This is a genomic window from Paenibacillus donghaensis (assembly GCF_002192415.1).
Taxonomy (GTDB): Bacteria; Bacillota; Bacilli; order Paenibacillales; family Paenibacillaceae; genus Paenibacillus_AQ; species Paenibacillus_AQ donghaensis.
This window is the reverse complement of record NZ_CP021780.1, coordinates 2,013,067-2,035,374: the sequence shown is the minus strand read 5'-3', so window position 1 is coordinate 2,035,374 and position 22,308 is coordinate 2,013,067. Positions and strand designations below refer to the sequence as shown.

The window sequence follows — 22,308 nt, the reverse complement described above, 5'->3', positions numbered from 1 at the left end:
ACAATTTACAGCGATGGACTCTCCTCCGGCAAGCTGGCAAATGCCTGCTTTCTACGAGGCCAAATCAGTGCCGCCTTGGCTGCCGAAATCCGGGCATACGGAATCCGGTACGGGGAACAGCTGACGTAGTCCAGCCCAATCTGCTGGCAGAATGAAATCGAGCGCATATCGCCTCCATGCTCGCCGCACAGTCCGGTCTTCAGGAAGAACTTGCGGGCTTTGCCTTTATCCACAGCCCACTGGATCAATACACCCACGCCTTCTTCATCCAGCACCTGGAATGGATTATCCTGAAGAACCCGTTTCTCCAGATACCCGTTCAGGAATTTGCCTTCCGCATCATCACGACTGTAGCCGAAGGTCATCTGTGTCAGATCATTGGTGCCGAAGGAGAAGAAATCGGCATGTTCCGCAATGGCATCGGCGACTATTGCCGCTCTTGGCACTTCAATCATTGTACCGACCCGATATTTGAAATGCTTCATCTCTTCCGACAGGACCTGGCTGGCAACCTCATCCACCAGCGCCCGCATCGCCTTCAGTTCATCGGGATGGCCGACAAGCGGAATCATGATCTCGGGACGTACCTCCAGTCGTTCGCGGACCACCGTTGCCGCCGCGCGAAAAATCGCTTCAATCTGCATATCGTAAATTTCCGGGAACATCAACCCGAGGCGGCAGCCGCGCAGACCCAGCATCGGGTTGCTCTCCTGGAGCGAACGTACCTTGGCCATGAGCCGCTTCAGCCGCTGCACCTCTTCCTTATCGCTGCCCTCCGCCACTGCAGCACGGTATTGTTCCACGATCTGCTCGAGGTTAGGCAGGAATTCATGGAGCGGCGGGTCCAGCAGACGAATCGTTACGGGCAAGCCATGCATCACCCGGAACATCTCCTCGAAATCGGATTGCTGCATCGGCAGAATTTTGCCCAGCTGATGAATTCGCTCTTCCTTGGTCTCCGCCAGAATCATCGCCTGTACAATAGGCAGCCGCGTATCGGAGAAGAACATATGCTCCGTCCGGCACAGCCCGATCCCCTCCGCCCCCCATTCCCGCGCCTTGGCAGCGTCTGCCGGAGTATCGGCATTGGTGTAGATCGACAGCTCACGGAACTCGTCGGCGTATTGCAGCAGCTTCAGCAGTCCGGGCGAAACGACCGGATCGCTGAGCGAAACGCTGCCCAGGTATACCTGGCCGGAGGTGCCGTCAAGGGAGATCACATCCCCTTGGCGCAGCGTATGCTCGCCGAGGGTAATGGTCCCTTGCTCACGGTCGATGGCCAGCCCGTCACAGCCGCAGATGCACGGCTTGCCCATGCCTCTCGCTACAACAGCGGCATGGCTGGTCATACCGCCCCGGCTGGTAAGCACCCCTTCGGCGGCTAGGATGCCATGGATATCCTCCGGCGAGGTTTCGGAGCTGACGAGAATGGTTCTGGTACCGGCCTTGGCCCATTCCTCGGCCGTATCGGCATCCAGCACCACAGCGCCGGTCGCCGCCCCCGGAGAAGCGGGCAGTCCGGCCGCAATCACTCTGAGACCCTCCGGTCCTTCGATGGAACGGTGCAGCAATTGATCCAGATGCCCGGCTTCGATTCGGCTGACCGCCTCCTGCTTCGTAATCAGACCTTCCTCCACCAGAGCAACGGCGATGTTGACAGCCGCCTGCGCTGTCCGTTTGCCGCTGCGGGTCTGCAGCAGGAACAACTTCCCGTTCTCCACAGTGAACTCTACATCCTGCATATCTCTGTAATGTTGTTCCAGTTGCCCGGCAACCCGGCTCAGCTCCGCATACACCTCCGGCATTTCTTCACCCAGCTCACTCAGACTGCGCGGCGTACGCACGCCAGCCACCACATCCTCACCTTGGGCATTGATCAGATATTCGCCGTACAGCTCTTTGGCTCCACTGGAAGGATTGCGCGTGAACAGCACTCCCGTTCCGCAGTTATCCCCCTTGTTGCCGAAGACCATAGCCTGCACGTTGACCGCTGTCCCCTGCTCATCCGGGATCTGGTACAGCTTCCGGTACACCTTCGCCCGGGTATTGTTCCAGCTGCGCAGTACGGCACAGACCGCCATTCTGAGCTGTACGTACACATCCTGTGGAAACGCCTTGCCGCTCTGCTCTTCCACAAGCCAGTGGTATCGCAGCACCAACTGCTTCCATTCCTCGGCCGTGACCTCCTGGTCGTTCTCCCGGCCCTTCTGCTCCTTGAGCTGTTCCAGATGCTTGTCGAAATGCAGAGCGGGTATCCCTAGCACAATCTCACCGAACATCTGAATGAATCTGCGGTAGCAATCATAGGCGAAACCTTCGTTGCCCGTCTGCTTGGCGAGACCCTGGATCGTGAAGTCATTCAAGCCCAGATTCAGGATGGTATCCATCATCCCGGGCATCGACGATACCGAGCCGGAGCGCACAGACACCAGCAGCGGATTGTCTTCATCACCAAAAAACGTTTGTTTGCTGGTCTCCAAAACCTTCAAGGCAGCACAAATCTCCGCAAATATATCGTCTGTAAGCTGGCCGCCTGCTTGATGGAACGCCCGGCACACCTCTGTTGTCAGGGTGAAGCCTGGAGGAATTGGTAAGCCCAGCCGTGTCATTTCTGCCAGATTGGCGCCTTTGCCTCCAAGCAATGTCCCCATGTCGCAATTTCCCTCTTCAAAACGATATACTCTTTTCACTGCGCTCATAGGCTGCCCCTCCATCATAAATTGGATTTATAGAACGTGAACTTAAGAATGTTATAAATGGAGTTGCCAGGAAGCCCTGTATATCAGACTTTCTGGCAACTCTACTGTCCCATTCTTAAGTTCATCTTATATAGGATGATATGAATTTAATCGCCGACATCATCCAGTCTTGAACTGTTGCTTGTATCTCTGTTTATCTATCTCTGTTCATCTCTGTTTATCTGTGGTTATCTATCTTTATTTATCAATCTCTATTTGCTTCCCAGCAGCAGACCGGGATATCTGGCTACACCATTGTCCACCGCTGCACGGATGACCGCTTCACGAATGCGCTCCACCACTCTAGGGTCAAAAGCGTTCGGGATAATATTCGTCTCGCTAAGCTCGCTCTCCTCGATCACCGAGGAAATCGCCCGGGCCGCCGCCAGTTTCATATCCTCGGTAATATCGGTCGCTCCGCAGTCCAGCGCCCCTCTGAAGATGCCAGGGAAGCATAATACATTGTTGATCTGGTTCGGGAAATCCGAACGTCCGGTCGCCATTACTCTAACAAACGGAGCGGCAAGTTCCGGATCAATCTCGGGCGTAGGATTCGCCATGGCGAAGATGATCGGGTCCTTGGCCATGCTTTTCACATCACTCAGCTGTAAAATATTCGGCGCCGACAATCCGATAAATACGTCTGCCCCCTTAATCACCTCAGACAGCGAACCTGCTTCTGTAAACGGGTTCGAGATCAGCGAGAATTCCGTCCAATGCGATTTGTCATATACCTCCAGACGGTTAATCGCCCCTCTACGGTCGACACCGATCAAATTGACGGCTCCGGCATGCAGCAGCATTTTGGATACGGCAATTCCGGCCGCTCCGACTCCATTCACCACGATCTTCACATCCTTGATGTCCTTGCCGCATACCTTCAGTGCGTTTAGAATGCCCGCAAGCACCACGATCGCTGTTCCGTGCTGGTCGTCATGGAAGACTGGAATGTCCAGCTCCTGCTTCAGCCGGGCTTCAATCTCGAAGCAACGTGGCGAAGCAATATCCTCCAGGTTAATGCCGCCAAAAGCAGGCGCGAGCGCCTTCACAATCGCAATAATCTCTTCTGTGTCCTTGGTATCCAGACAGATCGGGAACGCATCCACACCGGCGAATTGTTTGAACAACGCCGCTTTGCCTTCCATGACCGGCATAGCTGCCTTAGGCCCGATATCGCCCAGACCCAGTACCGCCGTTCCGTCACTTACCACGGCTACCGTATTTTTTTTGATCGTATACTCATAAGCCGCATCTTCATTGGCCGCAATGGCCTGGCAGACCCGTGCTACTCCCGGTGTGTAGACCTTGGACAGATCCTCCATCGATAGAATCTCATTCTTCAGACCGGTTGTCAGCTTCCCGCCAAGGTGCAGCTGCATTACTTCATCGATCATTGTCATTACTATCCCTCCAGTCAATTGTTGAGCGTTAATCTCGATCAGCTTTCTGCCTGTAGCGTCAGAAGCCTTGAACACAATGTCTTGAGCCAGCTCTGACCCCGTTGCTGCAACATGCCGGACCTCTGAAATATCGCCGCCGTAGCATTCGATCAGCCGTAACATGTCTCCCAGATAACTTCCGGCAAGCGGATACTGAATCCGCATCCTCAGGCTAACCTGCTTCAGGTCTGCAGCAGTCATTCCTCCCCACCTCCCTTAATGCCACATCTGCAGCAGGAGGGTGGCCAGAATCACGGTACACGCTCCGCCAATCCGGGTTGAGATTTGGGCAAAAGGCATTAACTCCATACGGTTCGAAGCCGACAGAATGGCCACATCGCCCGTTCCGCCCAATCCGCCGCGGCAGCCTGTTACAATAGCGGCTTCTACCGGATACATCCGGATCATTTTGCCGACATAGAAGCCAGAAATAATCATGGCCACGATGACAGCGGTGCAGGTCAGAATATAAGGCACAGAGATGATTGCAGCTACGTCATTCAGTGGCACATAGAGCATGCCCAGACCCACCATCAGTGGCCAGGTCAAGCTGGAAGATACGAATTTGTACAGGTGAAACGCACCCTGCTCGATTTTCTCCGGCATCGCTTTGAAGCATTTAATGAGTGCAGCGGCAAAAATCATCAGGATCGGACCGGGAATGCCAACTACGCTGGAAGCGAGGGAACCGAAGATAAATAATCCGCAAGCAAGCAGCAGCCCGCCTCCCATTAATGTGAACACTACAGGCTTATCCTCATAGCTTCCGCCTCCGAGCTTCTCGCCGTCCTTCTCCTTGACCAGCAAGCCGTTGCCGGACAGTGCGGGTCTCTTGTCGCCGAGCTTCTTCAGCAGTCCCGCACCGATGATGGCTACGATATTGCCGATAATGGCTGCCGGAATCATCTGGGCTACGAACGCACCGGATTCACCGCCGACAATTTGCGAGTAAGCAATCGACAGAGGCAGGATGCCCTCACCAATACCTCCGCAGATGATCGGAACAATAATGTAAAAGATCGTGTGATGCACGGTGTAGCCAAGCATAGTTCCAACTGCAATCCCTGCGCCTACAGCGGCTATGGTGCCGACTACCATTGGAATGAAGATTTTGACAACCCCGTTAATCAAGGTCTTGCGGTTCATCCCCAGGATACTGCCTGCAACCAGACAGGAGATGTACAGATACAGGAAGTTCGAGGTCTTCATCAGCGTCTTGACGGAATCCATCGCCGAAGGGCTGAGCACATTCCAGAAGACCAGGAACGAGGGCACCATCAGGGCCAGAATAGCCGGTCCGCCGATATTTTTGAGCAGTGGCATTTTGAAGCCGATATCGCTCAGCAGCATGCCGAGGATCATAATGACGGCGAATCCTCCGATCATGTCGTTCGGCAGATTTCCTGTAACTGCAGCGCCGTAAATGATCAATGCCAGGATGACATACAGGGGAAGCGGAATGACCCCCACCTTGATTTGAGTCAGTCTTTTTAGGAATCCGGCCTTTTCCGGGAGGGGAAGGACATTCCCTTGGGGAATCGGTGATGATACTGCTTTTTGCATGTTTGCTACCTCCTTATCTCGTTTACACCCTTACTATAGCGAGAATGAAAGCGCTTTTGTTTTTATGTAAATATTGATTGAGTTATGTAAATTATTAAAGTAAGCGTTATCAAACTAAAAAAACCAAAAAGCCGTTTCCCCTCATAAATAATGGGGAAACGGCTTAATCTGTGGGTTATATAAACTTCGATATGACCGATCCGCCATGCGGCGAGACCCTGTAACGCTGAACTGGTCTGCCCAGCGCCCCGTAATTCAATTCACAGATCAATGCTCCCATCTCGGCCAGCTCAGCCAGATACTTGCCGACCGAAACACGGGAGATGCCGGTTGCCGTGGCAATATCCTCGGTGGAGAATGTCTCTGCCTGACAGGACTCGACCGCTCTCCAGACCGTCTGCAGGGTGCGCCTGGTGAAGCCCTTGGATAACTCCTGTGACGGGCCTTGCTCCCAGCGGAATCTGGACAGCTTGTCCAGCTCGCTCTGATCCAGCGAATCCTGCTGCCGGAACACCTTATGCCGTTCCCGGTAAGCGGTAAGCGCCGCACGAAACCGGTTGAACTCAAACGGCTTGATCAGATAGTCTACCGCGCCGTTCTGCAACGCGTGGCGGATGCTCTCCTTGTCGCTTGCCGCCGATATGACAACCACATCGACCCCAAGCTCCCGGTGGCGGATGGCAGACAGCAGTTCAAGCCCGTTCGTTTCCTTCATGTATACATCTAGCAGGATCAGCTCATATGGACCGTTCTCCAGCAGCATTTCCATGGCTTCGTCCGCAGACCGGGCCCAGCCCTGCCACTTGAAGCCTTCCACCTGCTCCAGATAGAAGCGGTTCATCTCGGCTACCATCGGATCATCTTCCACAATCAGCACTCTAATCATAAGCTGTCCCCCTTCACCTGATATGGCAGCTTAACCGTAAACCTTGTTCCTTCGCCTTCACCTGTCTCACAAATAATTGTTCCTCCTGTCTTCAGAAGACTCCGTTCAACCAGATAGAGTCCGCTCCCCCGGTCCTTGCCCTTCGTGGAATACCCCTGGCTGAAGATATGAGGCTGGACCCCCTTCGGCATCCCGCGTCCATTATCGCTTACCGTTATTATAAGTCCGCCTTCCTTGTATTGAAATCCAATATGAATCCGTTTGCCGGCTACCCCCTCCGGGGCCTCCATGGCGTTGTCCAGCAGATTGCCAACAATCGTAATCAGCTCGCGCGAAACCTCGGGATCACCAGCCTCGGGCAGAATACCATCCTCCAGCACGACCAGGCGAATGCCAGCTTCTCTTGCACGACTCAGCTTGCCCAGCAGGAATCCGGCCATCACGGGGTCCCTCACCTGGCGGACCATCATGCCTACCTCCTCCTGCACCTTGGACACAGTCCCGGTTATGTATTCCTCCAGCCGGTCATAGCGGCGCATGTGGGTAAGGCCGAGTATCACATGCAGCTTGTTCATGAATTCATGAGCCTGAGCGCGCAGTGCCTCGGCGTACAGGGAGATGCCAGACAGTCGTTCCAGCAGCAGGCTGATCTCAGTCTTGTCGCGGAACGTAGCGATCGCCCCCTCCACCTTGCCGCTGACCCGCACCGGTAGCACATTCATCAGCAACGTAATGCCTCCCAGCTCGACTTCCAGATCCTGGCTGGCTTCTCCACTCTCCAGCACGGTCTCCATGCGCAGCGAAGGCCAGATATCGGCAATCGACTGGCTAAGCGGCTCGCCTTGCATCCCTGTATCCGCCAGCAACCGCCTGGCCTCGGCATTGACAAGTGTGATCCGCGAATGTTGATCGACAGCGATAATCCCCTCGCGGACGGATTGCAGCATCGCGCTGCGTTCCTCCAGCAGCTTGGCGATGGCGGACGGCTCCATTCCGAACATAATCCGCTTAATCTTGCGGGCCAGCAGCAGCGCGCCTGCCGCGCCCATGGCGCAACCTATCAGAATACCCCAATACAGAATGCCTTCATTCTCCTGTACGGCCGTTTGCACACTGCTGAGCGAGATGCCTACGGATACCGCTCCGACCTGTGTTCCATCCGTTGCCCTCACTGGAGAGAACGCTCTCACGGATGAACCGAGCGACCCCTTCGCTTCAGAAATACTCTCCCGGCCTTCCAGCACCGCCTGTTCGTCCCCGCCAGTAAAGTGCTCGCCGATCTTGTCCAGATCAGGATGCGTATACCTGATGCCATTCATATCGATTACGACCACAAACTGTACCGCATTAATCTTCTGCATCTCCTCGGCATACGACTGCAGCTCTGCAGTGTTACGGGTGTCCTCAAGCGATTCAATCACCAGCGGAGTCCGGGAAATCGTACGGGCCAGCATCACGGCCTGCTGCTCCAGCGAATCCTTCGTTTGCGTAGCTACCTTCAGCCCAAGCATGATATAGACAACGAGCAGCACCACCGCCAGTACACTGCAGATCATCAGGCTGATTGTCGTCTGCAGCCGCAGCGTATGTTTACCGATTCTCACAAGACTCACCCCGATGTTAAGGTTTTTTCCCTATGTAGAGCTGCGGCGCAGGATAGGTTAAGGCCGCAGGCTACACATCATTATATAGGAGCCTACTTGAAATTCAAACGCTCTAGAAACGTGAACTTAATTTTATTCAAGTAGAAACGGCTTCGCCGTCCTCTGAAAGAGCGTATGCTTCCGAAGCAGCGATACTACGTATCGCTTTTAGACATCCGTTTCTGCGAGAAATAGAAGGATAAAGAATCAGGTGAAACTTATACTTTCTTATATTTTCTTATATTTTCAAAAATCCTGCAGATTTGCAGGTTTTTCCATAAATTTTAGCGAATAAGAGAAATGAACATCCACAACCAAGCCAGAACGGAGTTGACTAAATGAACAAAGGATTACGTATTTCCCTCACAGCATGCCTGGTGCTGTCTTTATCCACAGCTGCAGCCGCGCTGACGGGTACAGGTACCGCTGAAGCCAAAACCAAAGCCAAGACCTACAAGAACTGCACTGAGCTGCGCAAAGACTATAAAGGCGGGGTAGCCCTCTCCAGCTCCACTACCAATGAAGGCGGCAAAACCAAACACAAACCCCATGTCTCCAAAGAGCTGTACAATGCAAACAAAAAAAGCGATCGCGATAAAGACGGGATCGCCTGTGAGAAATAAGCAAATAGTTTCATAAGTCCAATCCGCTAATTAGATGCGAAACTGCATCTAATTAGCGGATTTTTTCCGTTCTGGAGCAAATAAGTGCGTAAGCGCATCTAATTTCGGATTTTGAGCGTTAAAGAAGCGATTTACTCGAAAATAGTTGCAGATTCGCACTTATTTACCCGATAACATGAGTTTCGACTGAAATTAGTTGCAGATTCGGTTACTACTTAGGACTCCAGCCTTCTTCCAGTAGGTTTGAGCTTCGGAGTAGGGAAACAGAGATGCTATGGGGAAAAACTACCGTTAACTGCTGACTTTTGTGCGATTCTCGTTGCCTATAGGGAAAAGTTACCACTAATTTGTCTATCCAGGGCTTTTCGGAGCGGATTCACCCCCCAGCTTTCATCCAACTAGCGGTAGAATTTCCCTATCATTCCTCACTGGACCCAAGTAGTAACCAGATTCGCATCTAATTTCTCCTAAAGCTCTAGGACAGCGCTCTAAATCCTCGCTGGAATCTAGGTAGTAACTGTTTTGCATCTAATTACTCTGACGTTCCAGCTATTTCAGTAGATTAAACCTCGCCGCCACAAACACCGCCGGTGAGTTCCAATAAATCGTAACCTCGTTCGTGGAATAGCTCAGCTCATGGTCGGCGAAGCATTGGGCCGCCGGTTTGCCTTGCAAGTGCTCCACGACATATTCGTCATGCAGTCCTCGGTCAGGGCCCCCCGCAACAAGGCCGGGCACAGGCGCTTCTACTCCGTCTCCCACCGATGGGCGGTGATGCGGATGTCTGACCGACTGATCGCCAAATCCGGTCACATAGCTTATATCCAGCACATTTCGGCCTAGCAGGTAATGCAAATGATCGAGCGCACATGCTGCATAGCGCCTGTCTCCGCTGACATGCTCAGCCGCCAGCAGCAGCAGGGCATGGTTCATCACCAGCATATTGCTGCCCCAGATGTAATCCTCTTCGCGAAGTGAAATCCGGTAGCCGTCCGCTGCGCTCTGCTCCATCAGCCTTGCCGCTTCGGCCAGCAGCCCCTCCTTCAGGGTCGCATACAGGGCAGCATCGGCTATCGTCTCGCCACGCAGCAGGTAGGCCAGCGTGCCGTAACCGCCCATATCCGCCCAGCCCAGGCTGTATTTCGGGTAATCGAGCTGTGCCAGCTCTTGAACAGCCGTATGATACTTCTCCTCGCCCGTCGTGCGCAGCAGCTCCGCCGCTGCCCAATAGCGCTCATCCGTATCCACGGCATCCCCGTATTCTCCGGTAACAATGTCCGGAGGATTCACGAATCCCGGCACCTGCGGATGCCGTTCCAGCCACTCCCAAGCTCTTAATGCGGCTTGCAGGCATTTCTCCGCATAAACGTGGTCAAACGGCTCATAAATCCGCGCCGCCAAGGCCATCACAGCTGCCACATCGCCGGTTGCCGCAGCAGAAACCGGCGAGAAATATAGCTCTGCCCTATCATCCTCTGGCATAACATCAAGCCCGGGGAACTTCAGGGTTGTCAGCTTATGGAACACGCCCCCGGTTGCAGGATCGAACATCTTGAACAGCCAGTCCAGCTCCACCTTGCATTCATGCAGCACATCCAGCATTACCCCGTCGCTCTCGGGAAGGGGGATAGCGCTTTCAAAGGACGAAGGATATAACTCATACGCCAGCAGCAAGTCCGCTACCGCCTTGGCTCCAGGTCCGCTGTATTTGCCATAATCGCCCGCATCATGCCAACCGCCGGCACTGTCTTGAACAAGCAGCTCATTGCCGTGCACCCTCCCTTCAGCGGTATGGCAGGCTTGATGTGCCCAAGGTCCGGCGAATTCCTCCGTCAACGTGACCCCGCAGCGGTAATAATAAAAAGCCTTCAACAGTCCCTGCTGCAGCTCATGGTAAGGCCGCTCGGCCAGGCTGAATACCGCCGATGCCGCCCCGTCTACCTGCTCAATCCGGTAACGTCCCGGAGCCGTAAGCTCCGAGAAATCACCGGTGTGTAGGGTTGCCCCACAGGACACATCAAATCTTGCCGGACCACTGACACCTTCCAGAACGACCGCTCCGGTCGCCTCCTCTACTACCCGGAATTGATGGCTCCCGCCGGTAAATACCGCCAGCTTCTCACCGCGCAACGGATAACCTACCTGATTCACAACAATCGGACGAACTGAACATTCTCCCATATTCATTGCTCCTCTATTGTTATTCTCCCAGCAGCTTAATGAAATTGGCCGGAAGGGTAAACTGCTGGTTGTTAATAAAAATACGCCGCAGCTCATCGTCAGCAGCATCATCATTGGCATCCTTGATCTCCTGGATCTCGCGGTGCAGCCGTTCCATCTGCAGGTCGAGCGCATTAGCCGTATCGGCCGCGTTCTTCAGTTCCCGCGTCATACTCTCCGGTACGGATTGATTGTATTTATAGAAGATTTTGTGTTCCAGGCTAGCCCAGAAATCCATCGCAATCGTTCTGATCTGAACCTCGGACGCACACCAGCTCCTGGCAATCCGACATAAATACCGGCACCTGAACCAGCAGATGCAGACTCTGGTATCCATTTGGCTTAGGATTCTTGATATAGTCTTTTACTTCGAGAATCGTCAAATCATCCTGCTTCTGCAGCATTTCGCTGACCTGGTAAATATCAGAGATGAACGAGCAGGTGATCCGCAGGCCGGCAATATCCTTAATGCTGTTTCGGATCGAGGGCAGGGACAGCTCATTATTTTTGCGGAGCATCTTGTTCATAATGCTCTCGGGGGATTTGATGCGCGACTTGGTATGTTCGATAGGACTGTAATCATGCAGGGACTGAAATTCCTGCTTCAGAATTTCGATTTTGGTTTCCATTTCGTCCAGGGCAAATTTGTAAATCAGCATAAAACGGGTAAGCTCGTATTTCATTTTTTTAAATTGTTCAAGCTGAATCTCGGGTTTCATTATTCATTCTCCTCTATTAAAGCTACATCAATCATAGCCAATCTCCTGGGAGAATTCAATCATGCCGTGATCAACTAGTTGCGGGCGGCGGGAGATGTGCAGTTCTCACTGATGATGGCGATCATCTCCATGTGGGGTATCAAGGTGCCTCTTGCCTATTTCCTTGGCATCCACCAGGGCTATGACGTGCTGGGCGTGTGGTTTGCCCATGCCGCCGACGAATGGGTGCGTGGAGTGTTTCATTATTTCCGCTGGAAGGGCCGCAAGTGGCAGCAGAAATCGCTGCTCACTCTCGCGATGAGCAAAGCCGAATCGGCCTAAATGAAACAAGAAACGGCAATGCCTCCCGTTAAGGGGGACATTGCCGTTTCTTGTTTCACATATTTAACTATTGTCCTACATAAAAACTTCTTCCACAGACAAGCTGCGTTCCTTCGACAGGTCTCTGAACGTATTGTTGACCTTCACCAGCGGCTTGAACATATCCAGTGGATTATTCATCACGATCGTTCCCATCTCGCCGTTGCTTAACTGTACATTCTTGCCTACAAAGTTCGGCAGCAAATGTCCGGTCAGCGCCTGTACGGCATTCCCGTTCAGCTTGCCGAAGCCCAGCTCATGCACCTTGCGCAACACCGCAACCAGCCCCTGCTTCGGCTGATTGGCCCGCGTTGTAGTCATGCCCATATACACATTGGCAACCGCCACGATCTGGGTATAGGGATGGATGTCATTCTTGAACAGACGTTTCGGATACCCCGTGCCGTCCTCGAATTCATGATGCTGCAGTGCCACCAGCGCTGTTATCTCGTCATCCATCGAATTGCGGATGATATCGTAGCCATACAGTGTGTGGCGTTTCATTTCATCCTCTTCCTCTGCGGTCAGAAGCCCCGTCTTATTAAGGATGGAGGGGGAGATCCGGCTTTTGCCAATGTCGTGCAGATAACCTGCCTTACTGATCTCATACCGTTCTTCCTTGGAGCGGCCCATCCAGGCGGCAATATAATACGACAGCAAACCCACCTGCAGGGAATGGTTATAAGTATCAATATTGTCGCGGTCCAGCAGCAGCAGCAGGGAAACTACATCCTTCTGCTCATCGAGTGTCTCCAGCAGCGGCTTCAGCGTATCGTCAACCATCGACTGTGTGAAGCTGCCTTTGGTCAAGGCTTCCAGAAAGATCGACTCATAGCTCTGGATTGCCAGATCAATATTCTCATTCAGGTTATGCTCCAGCGGGTTATTCTCTCCGGAATCCACTACCTTTCGTGGTTCGATATCGGCATAATCAATCTTGTGCCGAATCAGAATCGTGATCTCCTCGCTGTATACTACAGTGCCTTTGGGAAGCACGTGCAGGCCTACACTATTGAAAGTGTCAGTCAAAAGACAATCGCCGTGTTTAAGATCCGTGACATGAACTTTCAAGAATCAGCACCCCTTCTTATGTATTAGGTAAAATCCCCCTAAGTGTTTACTTGATCATAGCTAAAAGGGAGCAAAGTAACAATATGGTTAAAGTCACGGGTCGTTTCGACAACTAGGACAAATGAATCGCTACTTTAGCCACCCCTAAAACGCTGCAGCGGTGGAACAACCGGGATCTTGGCCTGGGCAGCAGAGTTGACATTTTATTCTGAGACAGGTTAAATAGACCCGTATAATGAATGTGTTCACCAATAAAGGAGGCTGAGGCATGTTTGAGCATTTGGTTGCTTTTCGATTCAATGACAGTTATAACCCGGAGGAGGGGGACCTGCTAATTCAGACACTGATATCGCTGAAGGAGCAGATCCCCGGAATTGTGGAGATCACGGCAGGGGTTAATGTTACAGAAGAAACCGCCAATATTCATGGCTATACGCTGGGTCTGCGGGTGACGTTCGAGAGCCGGGAGGCGCTGCTCGCTTATGGGCCGCATCCGGCTCACCAGTATTTTGTAGGACTGCTTGGAGGCATCCTGGACCAAGTCGTCGTTGTCGATTATCCGGTCAACACATAGTTAGAAAGGGCTGCTGAACTCGGCAATCACCTTGCCGACCAGCTCGTCTTCGGACACAAATTTGTTCTCCCAGAGATGGCCATCATAGCTGATATTGCGATTGTCCCCCATGAAAAAATAATGCGCCGCAGGTACGGTAACCGGTCCAAAGTCGTAATCCATCGTCAGCTGAAGGTAAGGCTCATCGACCTGTGCCCCATTTCTGTACAGCACGCCTTCCTTCACCTCCACGGTATCGCCCGGAAGCCCGATCAGACGTTTCACTAACCTCATGCGCTCCTCGGCTACGGATGGTTTATGATTGAAGACGATGATATCTCCATGCTCCAGCGAGGATGCCCAGAGCATCTTTTCAACAATTAAATGGTCGTTGATCTGGATTGTAGGAATCATCGACCCGGTAGGCACTCTCATCGCTTCTGCTACATATGTACGTACAAATAAGGAAATTACAATCCCGATAACGATACTAGGTACCCATTGCTTCAGAAATTTCATTTGCACAAATCCTCCTATTATATAAAATAGATACGTCCGGCATTCTGTTCTTCAGCGTTCAAAACGCTCGATTATCCGATTCATTTCCGTTTCCACATCGATCACACTATTCTTGGGCATATGAACCACAAACAGTCCGCCAAAAATCTGCTCCCATTTGCCGCCCGAGGCTATAATCCGTTCCTTGAACGCGGCGATCTCCGCAGAAATGACTGTCTCCTTGCTAAGCAGCCAGGCCATTCGCCGGAAAGGTGATTTCTCGACGGTTTCCACATAATAATAGATGCCATGTTCTTCCCTGACCCGGATTACATCACCCATAGTCACCGCCGGATTAAAAATCGGAGTTTCCTCAATGCGGTATTTGTCCTCATCCACACGAATCACATCCAGAATCTCAATCTCGCGGCCTTGCTCATCAAAGCTCAAATGCAGTCCGATAGCTCCCGGCAACGGCGCACCTCCATTCACTTCTGACTCTTTATCTCTTTCCAGCTTAAACGAAAATAATCAGTTCCGCCACTTCAGCCCGCCTTCGGCTCTAACGCTACCCCAAAACACGGGCGATGATCCGCTCCAGCCACTTCCAGGGCAGCAGGGTCTTACCGAGAATCAGCAGCCGGGTGCCGCGTCCGATCGGGTAGCGCAGACGGGGAGCTTTCATCCTGCTGATCCGGCCAATCAGATCCGCCACCTGCTGTGGATCGGGAGCGGTCTCCGCAGCGCTCTGGGAATAGCGCAATACCGCCGCAAGCTTGGCTGTGTAGGGGGAATCCGGCTGCTGAGCCATATCGGCGATGCCTTTACCCCATATCGGGGTTCGGAACGAACCAGGCTCGATCAGCACCACTTTGATGCCAAAGGGCAGCATCTCATGGCGCAGACTCTCACTGAAGCCCTCGACAGCGAATTTGGAAGCGGCGTACGGAGCATATCCGGGGAAACCCGCCAAACCGCTGATGCTGCCTACATTAATAATCATCCCGCTCCCCTGCTTGCGCATTAGCGGCAGAACAGCCCGCGTCACGGTAACCAGCCCGAAGAAGTTGGTCTCCAGCTGCATCCGCCAGCGTTCCATGGGTACCTCCTCCACAAATCCGCCAACAGCGAGGCCTGCATTGTTCACCAGCAGATCAATTCTGCCAAAGCTTCCGCTTACCTTCTGCACCGCAGCAGCTATGGATGTTTCCGAGGTGACATCGAGGGTGACGAAGTGCAGCCGCTGCAGTACCCCCGCTTCCTCAGCCTGACGCTGCAGCTCGCCCCTGCTGTTCAAATCCCGCATGGTGGCAATCACCACGAAGCCTTGGCCCGCCAGCTTCAGCGCACTCAGCAGCCCGAAGCCGCTGGAGGCGCCCGTAATCAAGGCTACACGGTCAAGTTCATTAGCCGCTAACCGTTCAGCATTCATCACTTCCATCATTCCTACTTTCGGCTAAAGTTGTATAGGTTTCATTTGCGTTCACGGCTCCGCTCAAAGGATCCATCTGCGCTCCACCCGCCGCAGCTTCACAAGTCCCGGGGTGAATTCATATTCAGTAAAACTGAGCTTGGGCAGGATGCAGTGCAGACGTCCGCAGAGCTGCTCCAGCTGCCCGGCGATCAGCCCTTCCGTCTCCGCACGACTGCCCTCCGCCAGACTGAAGGAGATCTCCATATCCAGCGGGCTGTGCTGAATCACACGGTAATGATGAATATGTGCTGAAGCCGCCATCACTGCCCGGGTGGCGAAATCGGGAAACAGCGTAACCAGCTGCCCGGTTTCGGTATGCGGCAGATACAGGATGTCATCACAGCGCCCTTCAATCCGCTCTATAGCGGTAAGCGGCGAGCCACACGGACAAGGTGCAGCCGCTTCGGTAAGGATATCACCCAGCCGATAGCGGATGATCGGCTGGGCCGTCCGCGAGAAATCGGTAATGATCGGAACAAACCGCCGCGACTGCGGGTCCAGGTATTCCTTCTCTATATGCACAATATCCTCATTTAAATGCAGCATGCCGTGCTGACAGGTGGAGCCAAGAAAACCTTCGGTACATTGGTAGGCCTGCTGGAGAGTCAGCTGGAAGCACTGCTCAATATAAGTCTTGTCCAGCGGGTCCAGCACCTCTGCCACCGAGATCAGCGTGCGGGGCTGTATACCCAGCCGCCCAGCCTGATGTTCCTCCGCCAGCAGGCGAAGCATGGAGGGCGGCGCAATCCAGATGTCCGGGCGGTAGCTCTCCAGGCGTTCCACCAGCTTGCCCACCGGCTCCAGCAGATCGAAGTAACGGAACTCGAGACGACCGCGCTGCACGGATTCGTACAGATTACTGTTCGCCCGCAGAAAAAAAGCAATCCGTGCCCGCTTCCACAGCCCGCCGGGCAGCAGCTTGCCCAGCACCGCTCCCGTCCAGGCGGCCTGCTCTGAGGGACTGACCAGAAAGATTCCCCGGTTGCCCGAGGTACCGGAGGACAAGCCTACCGTAACTCCGTTCAGGGTAGGCTTGAAGTGGCGGCTGTTCTCCGCTTCATAAGCCACGTCAAACGCCTGTGATTTGGATATTCCGACGGTATTCAGGGTGTCGAAATGATCCATCATTGCCGCCTTGTCAATGATGGGGAACCGGCGCCACTCTTCCGAAGGAATTCCCGCCCACAGGCTACGGTAGAAGGGCGATAGCTTCCGCAGCTTCTCGATATGACGCCGGATGCGCCGCTCCTGCCACTGCGCAAGAGCTGCAGGGTTCCTCCATCTCCCCCCTCTGCCTGCCCTGCGGGCCAGCCAGTAATGATAGACCGTCAGCAGGACCCGCTTCACTGCACGCCTCCCGTACCCCAAGCCGCGAGCGCCTCGCGGCAATGGCTGGGTACAATGCGCAGCTCCGGATGCCCGCTGTGCAGCTCGCACAGCCGGTCGAAATTCAGCGCATATTCCTTGCGACTGGACATAATCAGTCCTGCTGCCGGATGTGGCCTGCGGTTCTCACGGAAGGCCCGGCTGGACCAGACCGTGTCCGCGCAGAGCAGATAGTCGTGTCCGCCAGAGGACAGGAAGACACCGATCATGCCTGCTGCATGACCCGACAGCTCCACCGCCAGCAGGCTGCCGTCCTCCAGCAGGTCATAGCCCTCACTGAAGGGCAGCCCCGCCGGCAGCGGCCGTTTCGGTGAGGCCCCGTTCACCGGCCGGGACCGCTCCAGGAAATCCTCCGGCAGCAAGCCCGGCAGGAAGCCTGCCCGCACCGCCTTGACCGGCCCCAGGTCACGGACCGCGTCATAGGATTTCTGCAGGTAGATGAATTCGGCCTGCGGGAAATCCCGTACGCCGCCGATATGATCGGCGTGGAAATGCGACAGCACTACAAGCCGCACCTCCTCGGGCGCAATTCCCGCCTGGCGCAGGCGGTGGGCGGCGCTCTCCTCCTCCATGAAGACTACCGGCGTAATATGCCGGTACAAGGCTGCAGGCAGCTTGGCTGTTTCTTGAAAGAAACGGCTGCTGTAGCCCGTATCGAACAAGATCGGGCCGAACTGAGGATGCCGGATGACGGCATAACCCGCCGGAAAGGCTACCGGCCGCAAGGAGCCGCCGCGCAGCGTAAGAAGCTCCGGGTGCCGGCAATAACCGGCTGACAATATCGATAATACAACAGGACTAGCTGTAATCATTTCTGTTCCCTCCACCAATCCGCGAAGTTCTGAAGACCCTCCGCTACCGTTATCCTTGGTTCATAGCCAAGCAAGCTGCGGGCAAGCGAAATATCCAGGGTCTGGGACAAGGCCAGCGACCCAACCGAATAACGGGTCAGCGCCGGCTCCCCAAGCCCGGGCAGCAGCCGGTGCAGACCTTCTAGCAAGCCCGCCGCAAGATGCGCCGTCCGGTAGGAGACGCTGCGGGTATGCAGCGGGATATCCAGCTTGGCGAACAAGCTGGTGAGCAGCTCCACGAAAGGCATCGGCTCTCCGTTGGAGATATTATAGATCCTTCCTGTCGCTGCATCCGGAGCACTGCTGCCCAGCAGCATGGCATCGACTACATTATCGACATAGGTCAGGTCGATCAGGGCAATCCCGCCATCCAGCAGCGGGACCCCCTTCCCCTCATTTACACTTAATATTCGTGGAAACAGGGCGTTGTCCATCGGGCCAAAGATCGCTCTGGGCCGCAGAATGACCGAGACCAGCCCAGAGCTTGCTGCCCGCTCCACTTCCAGCTCTGCCAGCCGCTTCGTAGCGGCGTAGGCATTCGCAGGCTTTAGGGCCAGTTCAGCCTCTTCCGACAAGCCGAGCCGGTTCTGATAATTGAAATATACGCTGGGCGTGGAGATATGAATTAACCGCCCCACCCCGTGCTTCAGACAACCTGCAACAATATTGCGTGTACCCTCGACATTGCAGCCGTAGAACTCGCTGTACTTGCCCCACGGGGATGACAGGGCACCACAGTGAAATACATAATCCTGGCCCGCACAGGACCGGATAATCTCCGCTGTATTGCGCAGATCCTGAGCCATAAAAACAGCCCCGTCACGCTTCAACTGCTCCCCGGCCTCACGGCTGCGCCCCAATGCGCTGACTTCCCAACCCAGCTGTATCAGCCGCCTTACCGTGTGCCGGCCCAGAAACCCGGTGGCACCGGTTACAAGTGCTTTTGTCATCGTTCACCGTTCCATTCTATATCCTCTGTCAAGGCTTCGGTCATCGTCAGCTTATGTGCAGCCGCCAATCGCCAGGCCTTGTATACTATCCGCAGCTGTTCTATTGAAGGGCGGAGATCGCTCCTCCGGTGCACCGCATCTCCCGCTGTGCGGAAGGCCCCCCACCAGCTGGCCAGATTTCCTCTGCCTGCAGACAAACCGCAGGCGAGCATTGGCAGCGCCAACATCACTTTTTTGCCGGTGTGCGGGGTAATTACCTTGCCTGCGGCGGCCAGCGTGCCCGGTGACAGCAGCGCCTGCGGCAGGTGATCTGCCGGAGCAAACAAATGCAGTCCACTGGTCGCGCGCGGATTGCATTCAATCGGATAGAGCGTCCCGTCCTCCGCCTCTATGAAATCAAAGCCGATCTGGCCGCTGAAGCCGATTGCCTGCACGAACCGGCGGACAAAATCCATAGCGGACGGATGATTCAGCGCTTCAAAATAAACGCTGGCCCCCACCTGCCCCGTGCGATATTGGCTCCCGTATGCTGCATGAGCCACCACGGTTCCTTCATGCACAATACTATAGGTGCAGATTGCCGTTCCTTGAATATACTGCTGTGCCACCCAAGGGAAAGACTGCGAAATGGCGAAGGGTGCGGCAGGATTGTGGCCACGCTTAGCGCTTCCTTCCGGCATGATCACCTTAGACGCGAAACGTGAATACACCGGTTTGAATACACGCTGGGGCTGCTGCACTTGCGCTTCCATCGCCCGGCTCCATTCCTGGGGACTGGCAATCAGCTCTGTTGCCGGAACGGCGAGTCCAAGCTGCTTGGCTTGCGAGATAAATTCGGCCTTATGATGCAGACCATGCAGCAGTTCAAGCGGGGAGCAGAGCACCCGGCAGTGGCTGCCCAGCAGATCAAGACCTCGGGCAATGTAGAAAATCTCCTCACACATCGGCACAAGGAGATCGATCTTGAAACGGCGGACCAGCACTTCCAGCTCCGCGATGAAGCCTTGCGGGTTCTGCCTGGGCGGCGGCACCCTGAAGCTCTGCTCCACGGCAGCGGACACGCGGCATAAATGATAGGCGGCGCTTTCCGCCACATATACCCGGTGTCCCGCCCCATGCAGCAGACGGGCCAGTTCCAGTGCGACCGGGGCGCGCCCTCCGGTTATCAGGACATTCCTGCTACCCACATCCACCGGAAGATCAATATTCAAGGATCATGCCTCCAAGCGACAGTCCAGCCGCTGTGCCAATCAGCAGGATGCGGTCTCCGCGCTGGAATCTGCCCTGCTGAATGCCTTCATGCAGGCCCATGGGGATGGAAGCGGCAATCGTGTTGCCATGGTTCGGCGTAATGTTCATAAAGCGGGATTCGGCAATCCCCAGCTTCTTGCGCATCAGCCTCATCGCCATGGCACTGCCCTGATGCGGGATCACTAGCTTGAAATCCTCCATTGCCATTCCGGCTTGCCCCAGCATGCCGGCAATGAAGTCTGGCAGCAGCTTGGAGGCCATCCTGAAAATCGCCTGTCCGTCCATATGAAACAAATAGAACTGCTTCTGCTCCTCACTGTATCCTCTGGCATGCTTCCGGGTACCACCGCCGGCAATCTCGGAATAACGCGCCCCCTTGCTGTACGTATTCAACGAGGTATGGATGATGCTTGAAGATTCGCCGGCCCCCGCGGGACCGATAATCACTGCTGCTGCACCGTCGCCAAACAGCGCCGCGCTTTCCTTCTCGTCCCAGTTTAATCCGGCGGAAGCAATCTCTGTGGCAACCAGCAGCACATTCTTGTAACGTCCCGCATCGACCAGGTATGACATCACATCAAGCCCCACCAGAAAGCTGAGACAGGTGGCATCCATATCAAAAGCGGGAACTCCCGAGTCCTCCTGCCCCATCGCCTGTTGAATAAATACGGCTGTACTTGGCAGAGGCTGCTCTTTCGTTCCGCTGGTGCAGACCAGACAGTCAATGTCGGAGAAGTCAAGCCCGGCGTCTGCCAATGCTGCATAGGCCGCCTTTGCGCCCATGCTGGAGGAGGTTTCTCCTTCGCCGACATAATGACGCTTGCCGACACCGGTCGTCTTGTTGACCCAGCCCGCCGGCACCTCCAGCTTGAGATCCAGTTCCTCATCCGTTACTACATGTTCGGGTAAATATTTGCCGGTTCCGATTATTTTTACACGTCTAAGCTGCATATAGTGTCATCTCCCACTGGAATTGGCTATCTGTTCGTTAGCTCAGGTGCAATCTATGAAACTGCCTTTATTCTGGTATTAAAAAGTATATATACATATATTCTACTATATAAGCACCTCCTAAAAAACTAAACTTGTCTGAAATCCTTGCAACACAAACAAACGTTCCATTTAACCGTTGACGTTCCATTAATTTCAAGTTATAGTAAATGAACAAATCATAACGTGCGGGCGAAGCACCTCGCAAGACAGGCAAAGATGCCTGTTTTGGGGGTGCTTTTTGGCGTGGATTTGGACTAATAAAAGATGGGAGCTGAAGCAAATGAGTATTCACAGTGGTCAAGCGGCAGAACGTGGCAGGTTGGGGGGTGGACACAGATGGAGAGGTCTCGCAGGACTGATCCTTGTAATATCTCTGCTGACGAGTACCGGACGGGTGCATGCCGCCACGGACTGGGATGCCGCGCTGGATACGATCAACGACCTTTATAGCAATTATTCCGCGTTGCAGACAACGCTTAAGAATGACAGCTCGAAACTCCAGCAGCTTCGCAAGCAGAATACCGCCGCACAGAAATCCGTCAAGACCAGGCTGCAGGCTGTGGATCGGGCACTATTGGACCGGTTGCAGAACGAAGCCGATACGATTCGCAAGAAACATGCTCCGCTGCTGGACCAATATACCACGCTCGGCAAGCAGGCAGCAGCGGCCAGGAAAGTCAAAGACCTGAAGGCGGCAGCCCTGCTTGATCTGAAGCGGAACCGGCTGAAGGCTTCAGCAACTGCGGCCCGGGCGGACGTGAAGGTTAAAGCGGATGCCCTGGCTGCGGCCAGGAAACAAACAGCGGCCCGCATCAAGCCGGTCAAGGATGCTCTGGCCACAGTCAGCGAGTTGAAGAAGCAGATCACCAGCAGCAACAAGACACTCAGCACAGCACAGAAAGCCCGCTCGGAAGCGGACAAAGGGTATAATGCTGCAGTTAAGCAAGGCAATGCGGTTGCCGCCGCAGCGGAGATGAAAGCGTCCTATTCGCAAATGGCGTCGATCCAGACGCTGCAGCAGACGTTATACACACTGGAGCAGAAGGTCGCGCAAGCGCTGCGCACAGCCGAATCGAAACTGCCCAACTAG

19 protein-coding genes and 1 pseudogene are annotated in these 22,308 nt (G+C 54.3%); 4 read left to right on the top strand and 16 right to left on the bottom strand.

Annotated elements, in window-relative coordinates:
• Window positions 1-5 precede the first annotated feature (5 nt).
• The 5 genes from ppdK to dcuS all read right to left on the bottom strand — a co-directional run bounded on the left by ppdK (window position 6) and on the right by dcuS (window position 8,230).
• The gene (gene ppdK / locus B9T62_RS08460; RefSeq protein ID WP_087914850.1) at window positions 6-2,699 is read right to left on the bottom strand and encodes a pyruvate, phosphate dikinase; all 2,694 of its coding nucleotides are present in this window, start codon (window positions 2,697-2,699) and stop codon (window positions 6-8) included.
• A 251-nt stretch (window positions 2,700-2,950) separates the two neighbouring features.
• Complete coding sequence (locus tag B9T62_RS08455; RefSeq protein WP_425436641.1) at window positions 2,951-4,378, bottom strand: NAD(P)-dependent malic enzyme; 1,428 nt, start codon at window positions 4,376-4,378, stop codon at window positions 2,951-2,953.
• A gap of 15 nt (window positions 4,379-4,393) precedes the next feature.
• Window positions 4,394-5,740, bottom strand: a complete 1,347-nt coding sequence (locus B9T62_RS08450; RefSeq protein ID WP_087914849.1) for a 2-hydroxycarboxylate transporter family protein — start codon at window positions 5,738-5,740, stop codon at window positions 4,394-4,396.
• A 175-nt stretch (window positions 5,741-5,915) separates the two neighbouring features.
• A complete protein-coding gene (locus B9T62_RS08445) occupies window positions 5,916-6,626 on the bottom strand; it encodes a response regulator (protein ID WP_087914848.1) in 711 nt (236 codons plus the stop codon).
• Window positions 6,623-8,230, bottom strand: coding sequence for a DcuS/MalK family sensor histidine kinase (gene dcuS, locus B9T62_RS08440; protein WP_087914847.1), 1,608 nt, complete (start codon window positions 8,228-8,230; stop codon window positions 6,623-6,625). Before dcuS ends, B9T62_RS08445 begins: the two co-directional genes overlap by 4 nt.
• A gap of 377 nt (window positions 8,231-8,607) precedes the next feature.
• Here dcuS and B9T62_RS08435 point away from each other — a divergent pair, with 377 nt between their 5' ends.
• On the top strand, window positions 8,608-8,892 hold the full coding sequence (locus B9T62_RS08435) for an excalibur calcium-binding domain-containing protein (RefSeq protein ID WP_087914846.1): 285 nt from the start codon (window positions 8,608-8,610) through the stop codon (window positions 8,890-8,892).
• Between the two features lie 549 nt (window positions 8,893-9,441).
• Here B9T62_RS08435 and B9T62_RS08430 read toward each other — a convergent pair.
• Both B9T62_RS08430 and B9T62_RS08425 read right to left on the bottom strand, forming a co-directional pair.
• A complete protein-coding gene (locus B9T62_RS08430) occupies window positions 9,442-11,073 on the bottom strand; it encodes a glycoside hydrolase family 9 protein (protein WP_087914845.1) in 1,632 nt (543 codons plus the stop codon).
• A gap of 19 nt (window positions 11,074-11,092) precedes the next feature.
• Window positions 11,093-11,831 (bottom strand): annotated as a pseudogene (locus B9T62_RS08425) (GTP pyrophosphokinase).
• 96 nt (window positions 11,832-11,927) lie between these two features.
• Between B9T62_RS08425 and B9T62_RS08420 the strand changes: the two are divergent.
• Window positions 11,928-12,152, top strand: a complete 225-nt coding sequence (locus B9T62_RS08420; protein ID WP_245864396.1) for a hypothetical protein — start codon at window positions 11,928-11,930, stop codon at window positions 12,150-12,152.
• A 75-nt stretch (window positions 12,153-12,227) separates the two neighbouring features.
• Here B9T62_RS08420 and B9T62_RS08415 read toward each other — a convergent pair whose 3' ends face one another.
• On the bottom strand, window positions 12,228-13,262 hold the full coding sequence (locus tag B9T62_RS08415) for an HD-GYP domain-containing protein (protein WP_087914844.1): 1,035 nt from the start codon (window positions 13,260-13,262) through the stop codon (window positions 12,228-12,230).
• 268 nt (window positions 13,263-13,530) lie between these two features.
• Between B9T62_RS08415 and B9T62_RS08410 the strand changes: the two genes are divergently transcribed.
• On the top strand, window positions 13,531-13,836 hold the full coding sequence (locus B9T62_RS08410; RefSeq protein WP_087914843.1) for a Dabb family protein: 306 nt from the start codon (window positions 13,531-13,533) through the stop codon (window positions 13,834-13,836).
• Here B9T62_RS08410 and lepB read toward each other — a convergent pair whose 3' ends face one another.
• From lepB to B9T62_RS08370, 8 genes are all read right to left on the bottom strand, one after another.
• Window positions 13,837-14,334, bottom strand: a complete 498-nt coding sequence (lepB, locus tag B9T62_RS08405; protein ID WP_087914842.1) for a signal peptidase I — start codon at window positions 14,332-14,334, stop codon at window positions 13,837-13,839. It abuts the gene before it with no gap.
• A gap of 51 nt (window positions 14,335-14,385) precedes the next feature.
• A complete protein-coding gene (locus B9T62_RS08400; protein ID WP_157685516.1) occupies window positions 14,386-14,787 on the bottom strand; it encodes a DUF4265 domain-containing protein in 402 nt (133 codons plus the stop codon).
• Between the two features lie 94 nt (window positions 14,788-14,881).
• Entirely contained in the window at window positions 14,882-15,745 is an 864-nt protein-coding gene (locus tag B9T62_RS08395) for an SDR family oxidoreductase (protein WP_087914840.1), read from the bottom strand.
• A gap of 63 nt (window positions 15,746-15,808) precedes the next feature.
• Window positions 15,809-17,134: a F390 synthetase-related protein gene (locus tag B9T62_RS08390; RefSeq protein WP_245864395.1), complete on the bottom strand. Its 1,326-nt coding sequence runs from the start codon at window positions 17,132-17,134 to the stop codon at window positions 15,809-15,811.
• On the bottom strand, window positions 17,131-17,985 hold the full coding sequence (locus tag B9T62_RS08385; protein WP_087914839.1) for an MBL fold metallo-hydrolase: 855 nt from the start codon (window positions 17,983-17,985) through the stop codon (window positions 17,131-17,133). Before B9T62_RS08385 ends, B9T62_RS08390 begins: the two co-directional genes overlap by 4 nt.
• Window positions 17,982-18,974, bottom strand: coding sequence for an NAD-dependent epimerase/dehydratase family protein (locus B9T62_RS08380; protein ID WP_087914838.1), 993 nt, complete (start codon window positions 18,972-18,974; stop codon window positions 17,982-17,984). Before B9T62_RS08380 ends, B9T62_RS08385 begins: the two co-directional genes overlap by 4 nt.
• The gene (locus B9T62_RS08375) at window positions 18,971-20,185 is read right to left on the bottom strand and encodes an ATP-grasp domain-containing protein (protein ID WP_087914837.1); all 1,215 of its coding nucleotides are present in this window, start codon (window positions 20,183-20,185) and stop codon (window positions 18,971-18,973) included. Before B9T62_RS08375 ends, B9T62_RS08380 begins: the two co-directional genes overlap by 4 nt.
• A complete protein-coding gene (locus tag B9T62_RS08370; RefSeq protein ID WP_087914836.1) occupies window positions 20,175-21,176 on the bottom strand; it encodes a beta-ketoacyl-ACP synthase III in 1,002 nt (333 codons plus the stop codon). Before B9T62_RS08370 ends, B9T62_RS08375 begins: the two co-directional genes overlap by 11 nt.
• A gap of 322 nt (window positions 21,177-21,498) precedes the next feature.
• Here B9T62_RS08370 and B9T62_RS08365 point away from each other — a divergent pair, with 322 nt between their 5' ends.
• Complete coding sequence (locus B9T62_RS08365; RefSeq protein WP_087914835.1) at window positions 21,499-22,308, top strand: hypothetical protein; 810 nt, start codon at window positions 21,499-21,501, stop codon at window positions 22,306-22,308.

Bases quoted from the DNA above. Each gene is read 5' to 3' on its own strand.
- B9T62_RS08410 (WP_087914843.1), top strand. From the start codon at position 13,531: ATGTTTGAGCATTTGGTTGCTTTTCGATTCAATGACAGTTATAACCCG.
- B9T62_RS08395 (WP_087914840.1), bottom strand. From the start codon at position 15,745: ATGAATGCTGAACGGTTAGCGGCTAATGAACTTGACCGTGTAGCCTTG.
- B9T62_RS08435 (WP_087914846.1), top strand. From the start codon at position 8,608: ATGAACAAAGGATTACGTATTTCCCTCACAGCATGCCTGGTGCTGTCT.
- ppdK (WP_087914850.1), bottom strand. From the start codon at position 2,699: ATGAGCGCAGTGAAAAGAGTATATCGTTTTGAAGAGGGAAATTGCGAC.
- B9T62_RS08450 (WP_087914849.1), bottom strand. From the start codon at position 5,740: ATGCAAAAAGCAGTATCATCACCGATTCCCCAAGGGAATGTCCTTCCC.
- B9T62_RS08445 (WP_087914848.1), bottom strand. From the start codon at position 6,626: ATGATTAGAGTGCTGATTGTGGAAGATGATCCGATGGTAGCCGAGATG.
- B9T62_RS08455 (WP_425436641.1), bottom strand. From the start codon at position 4,378: ATGACTGCTGCAGACCTGAAGCAGGTTAGCCTGAGGATGCGGATTCAG.
- B9T62_RS08385 (WP_087914839.1), bottom strand. From the start codon at position 17,985: ATGATTACAGCTAGTCCTGTTGTATTATCGATATTGTCAGCCGGTTAT.
- B9T62_RS08370 (WP_087914836.1), bottom strand. From the start codon at position 21,176: ATGCAGCTTAGACGTGTAAAAATAATCGGAACCGGCAAATATTTACCC.
- lepB (WP_087914842.1), bottom strand. From the start codon at position 14,334: ATGAAATTTCTGAAGCAATGGGTACCTAGTATCGTTATCGGGATTGTA.
- B9T62_RS08365 (WP_087914835.1), top strand. From the start codon at position 21,499: ATGAGTATTCACAGTGGTCAAGCGGCAGAACGTGGCAGGTTGGGGGGT.
- B9T62_RS08430 (WP_087914845.1), bottom strand. From the start codon at position 11,073: ATGGGAGAATGTTCAGTTCGTCCGATTGTTGTGAATCAGGTAGGTTAT.
- B9T62_RS08380 (WP_087914838.1), bottom strand. From the start codon at position 18,974: ATGACAAAAGCACTTGTAACCGGTGCCACCGGGTTTCTGGGCCGGCAC.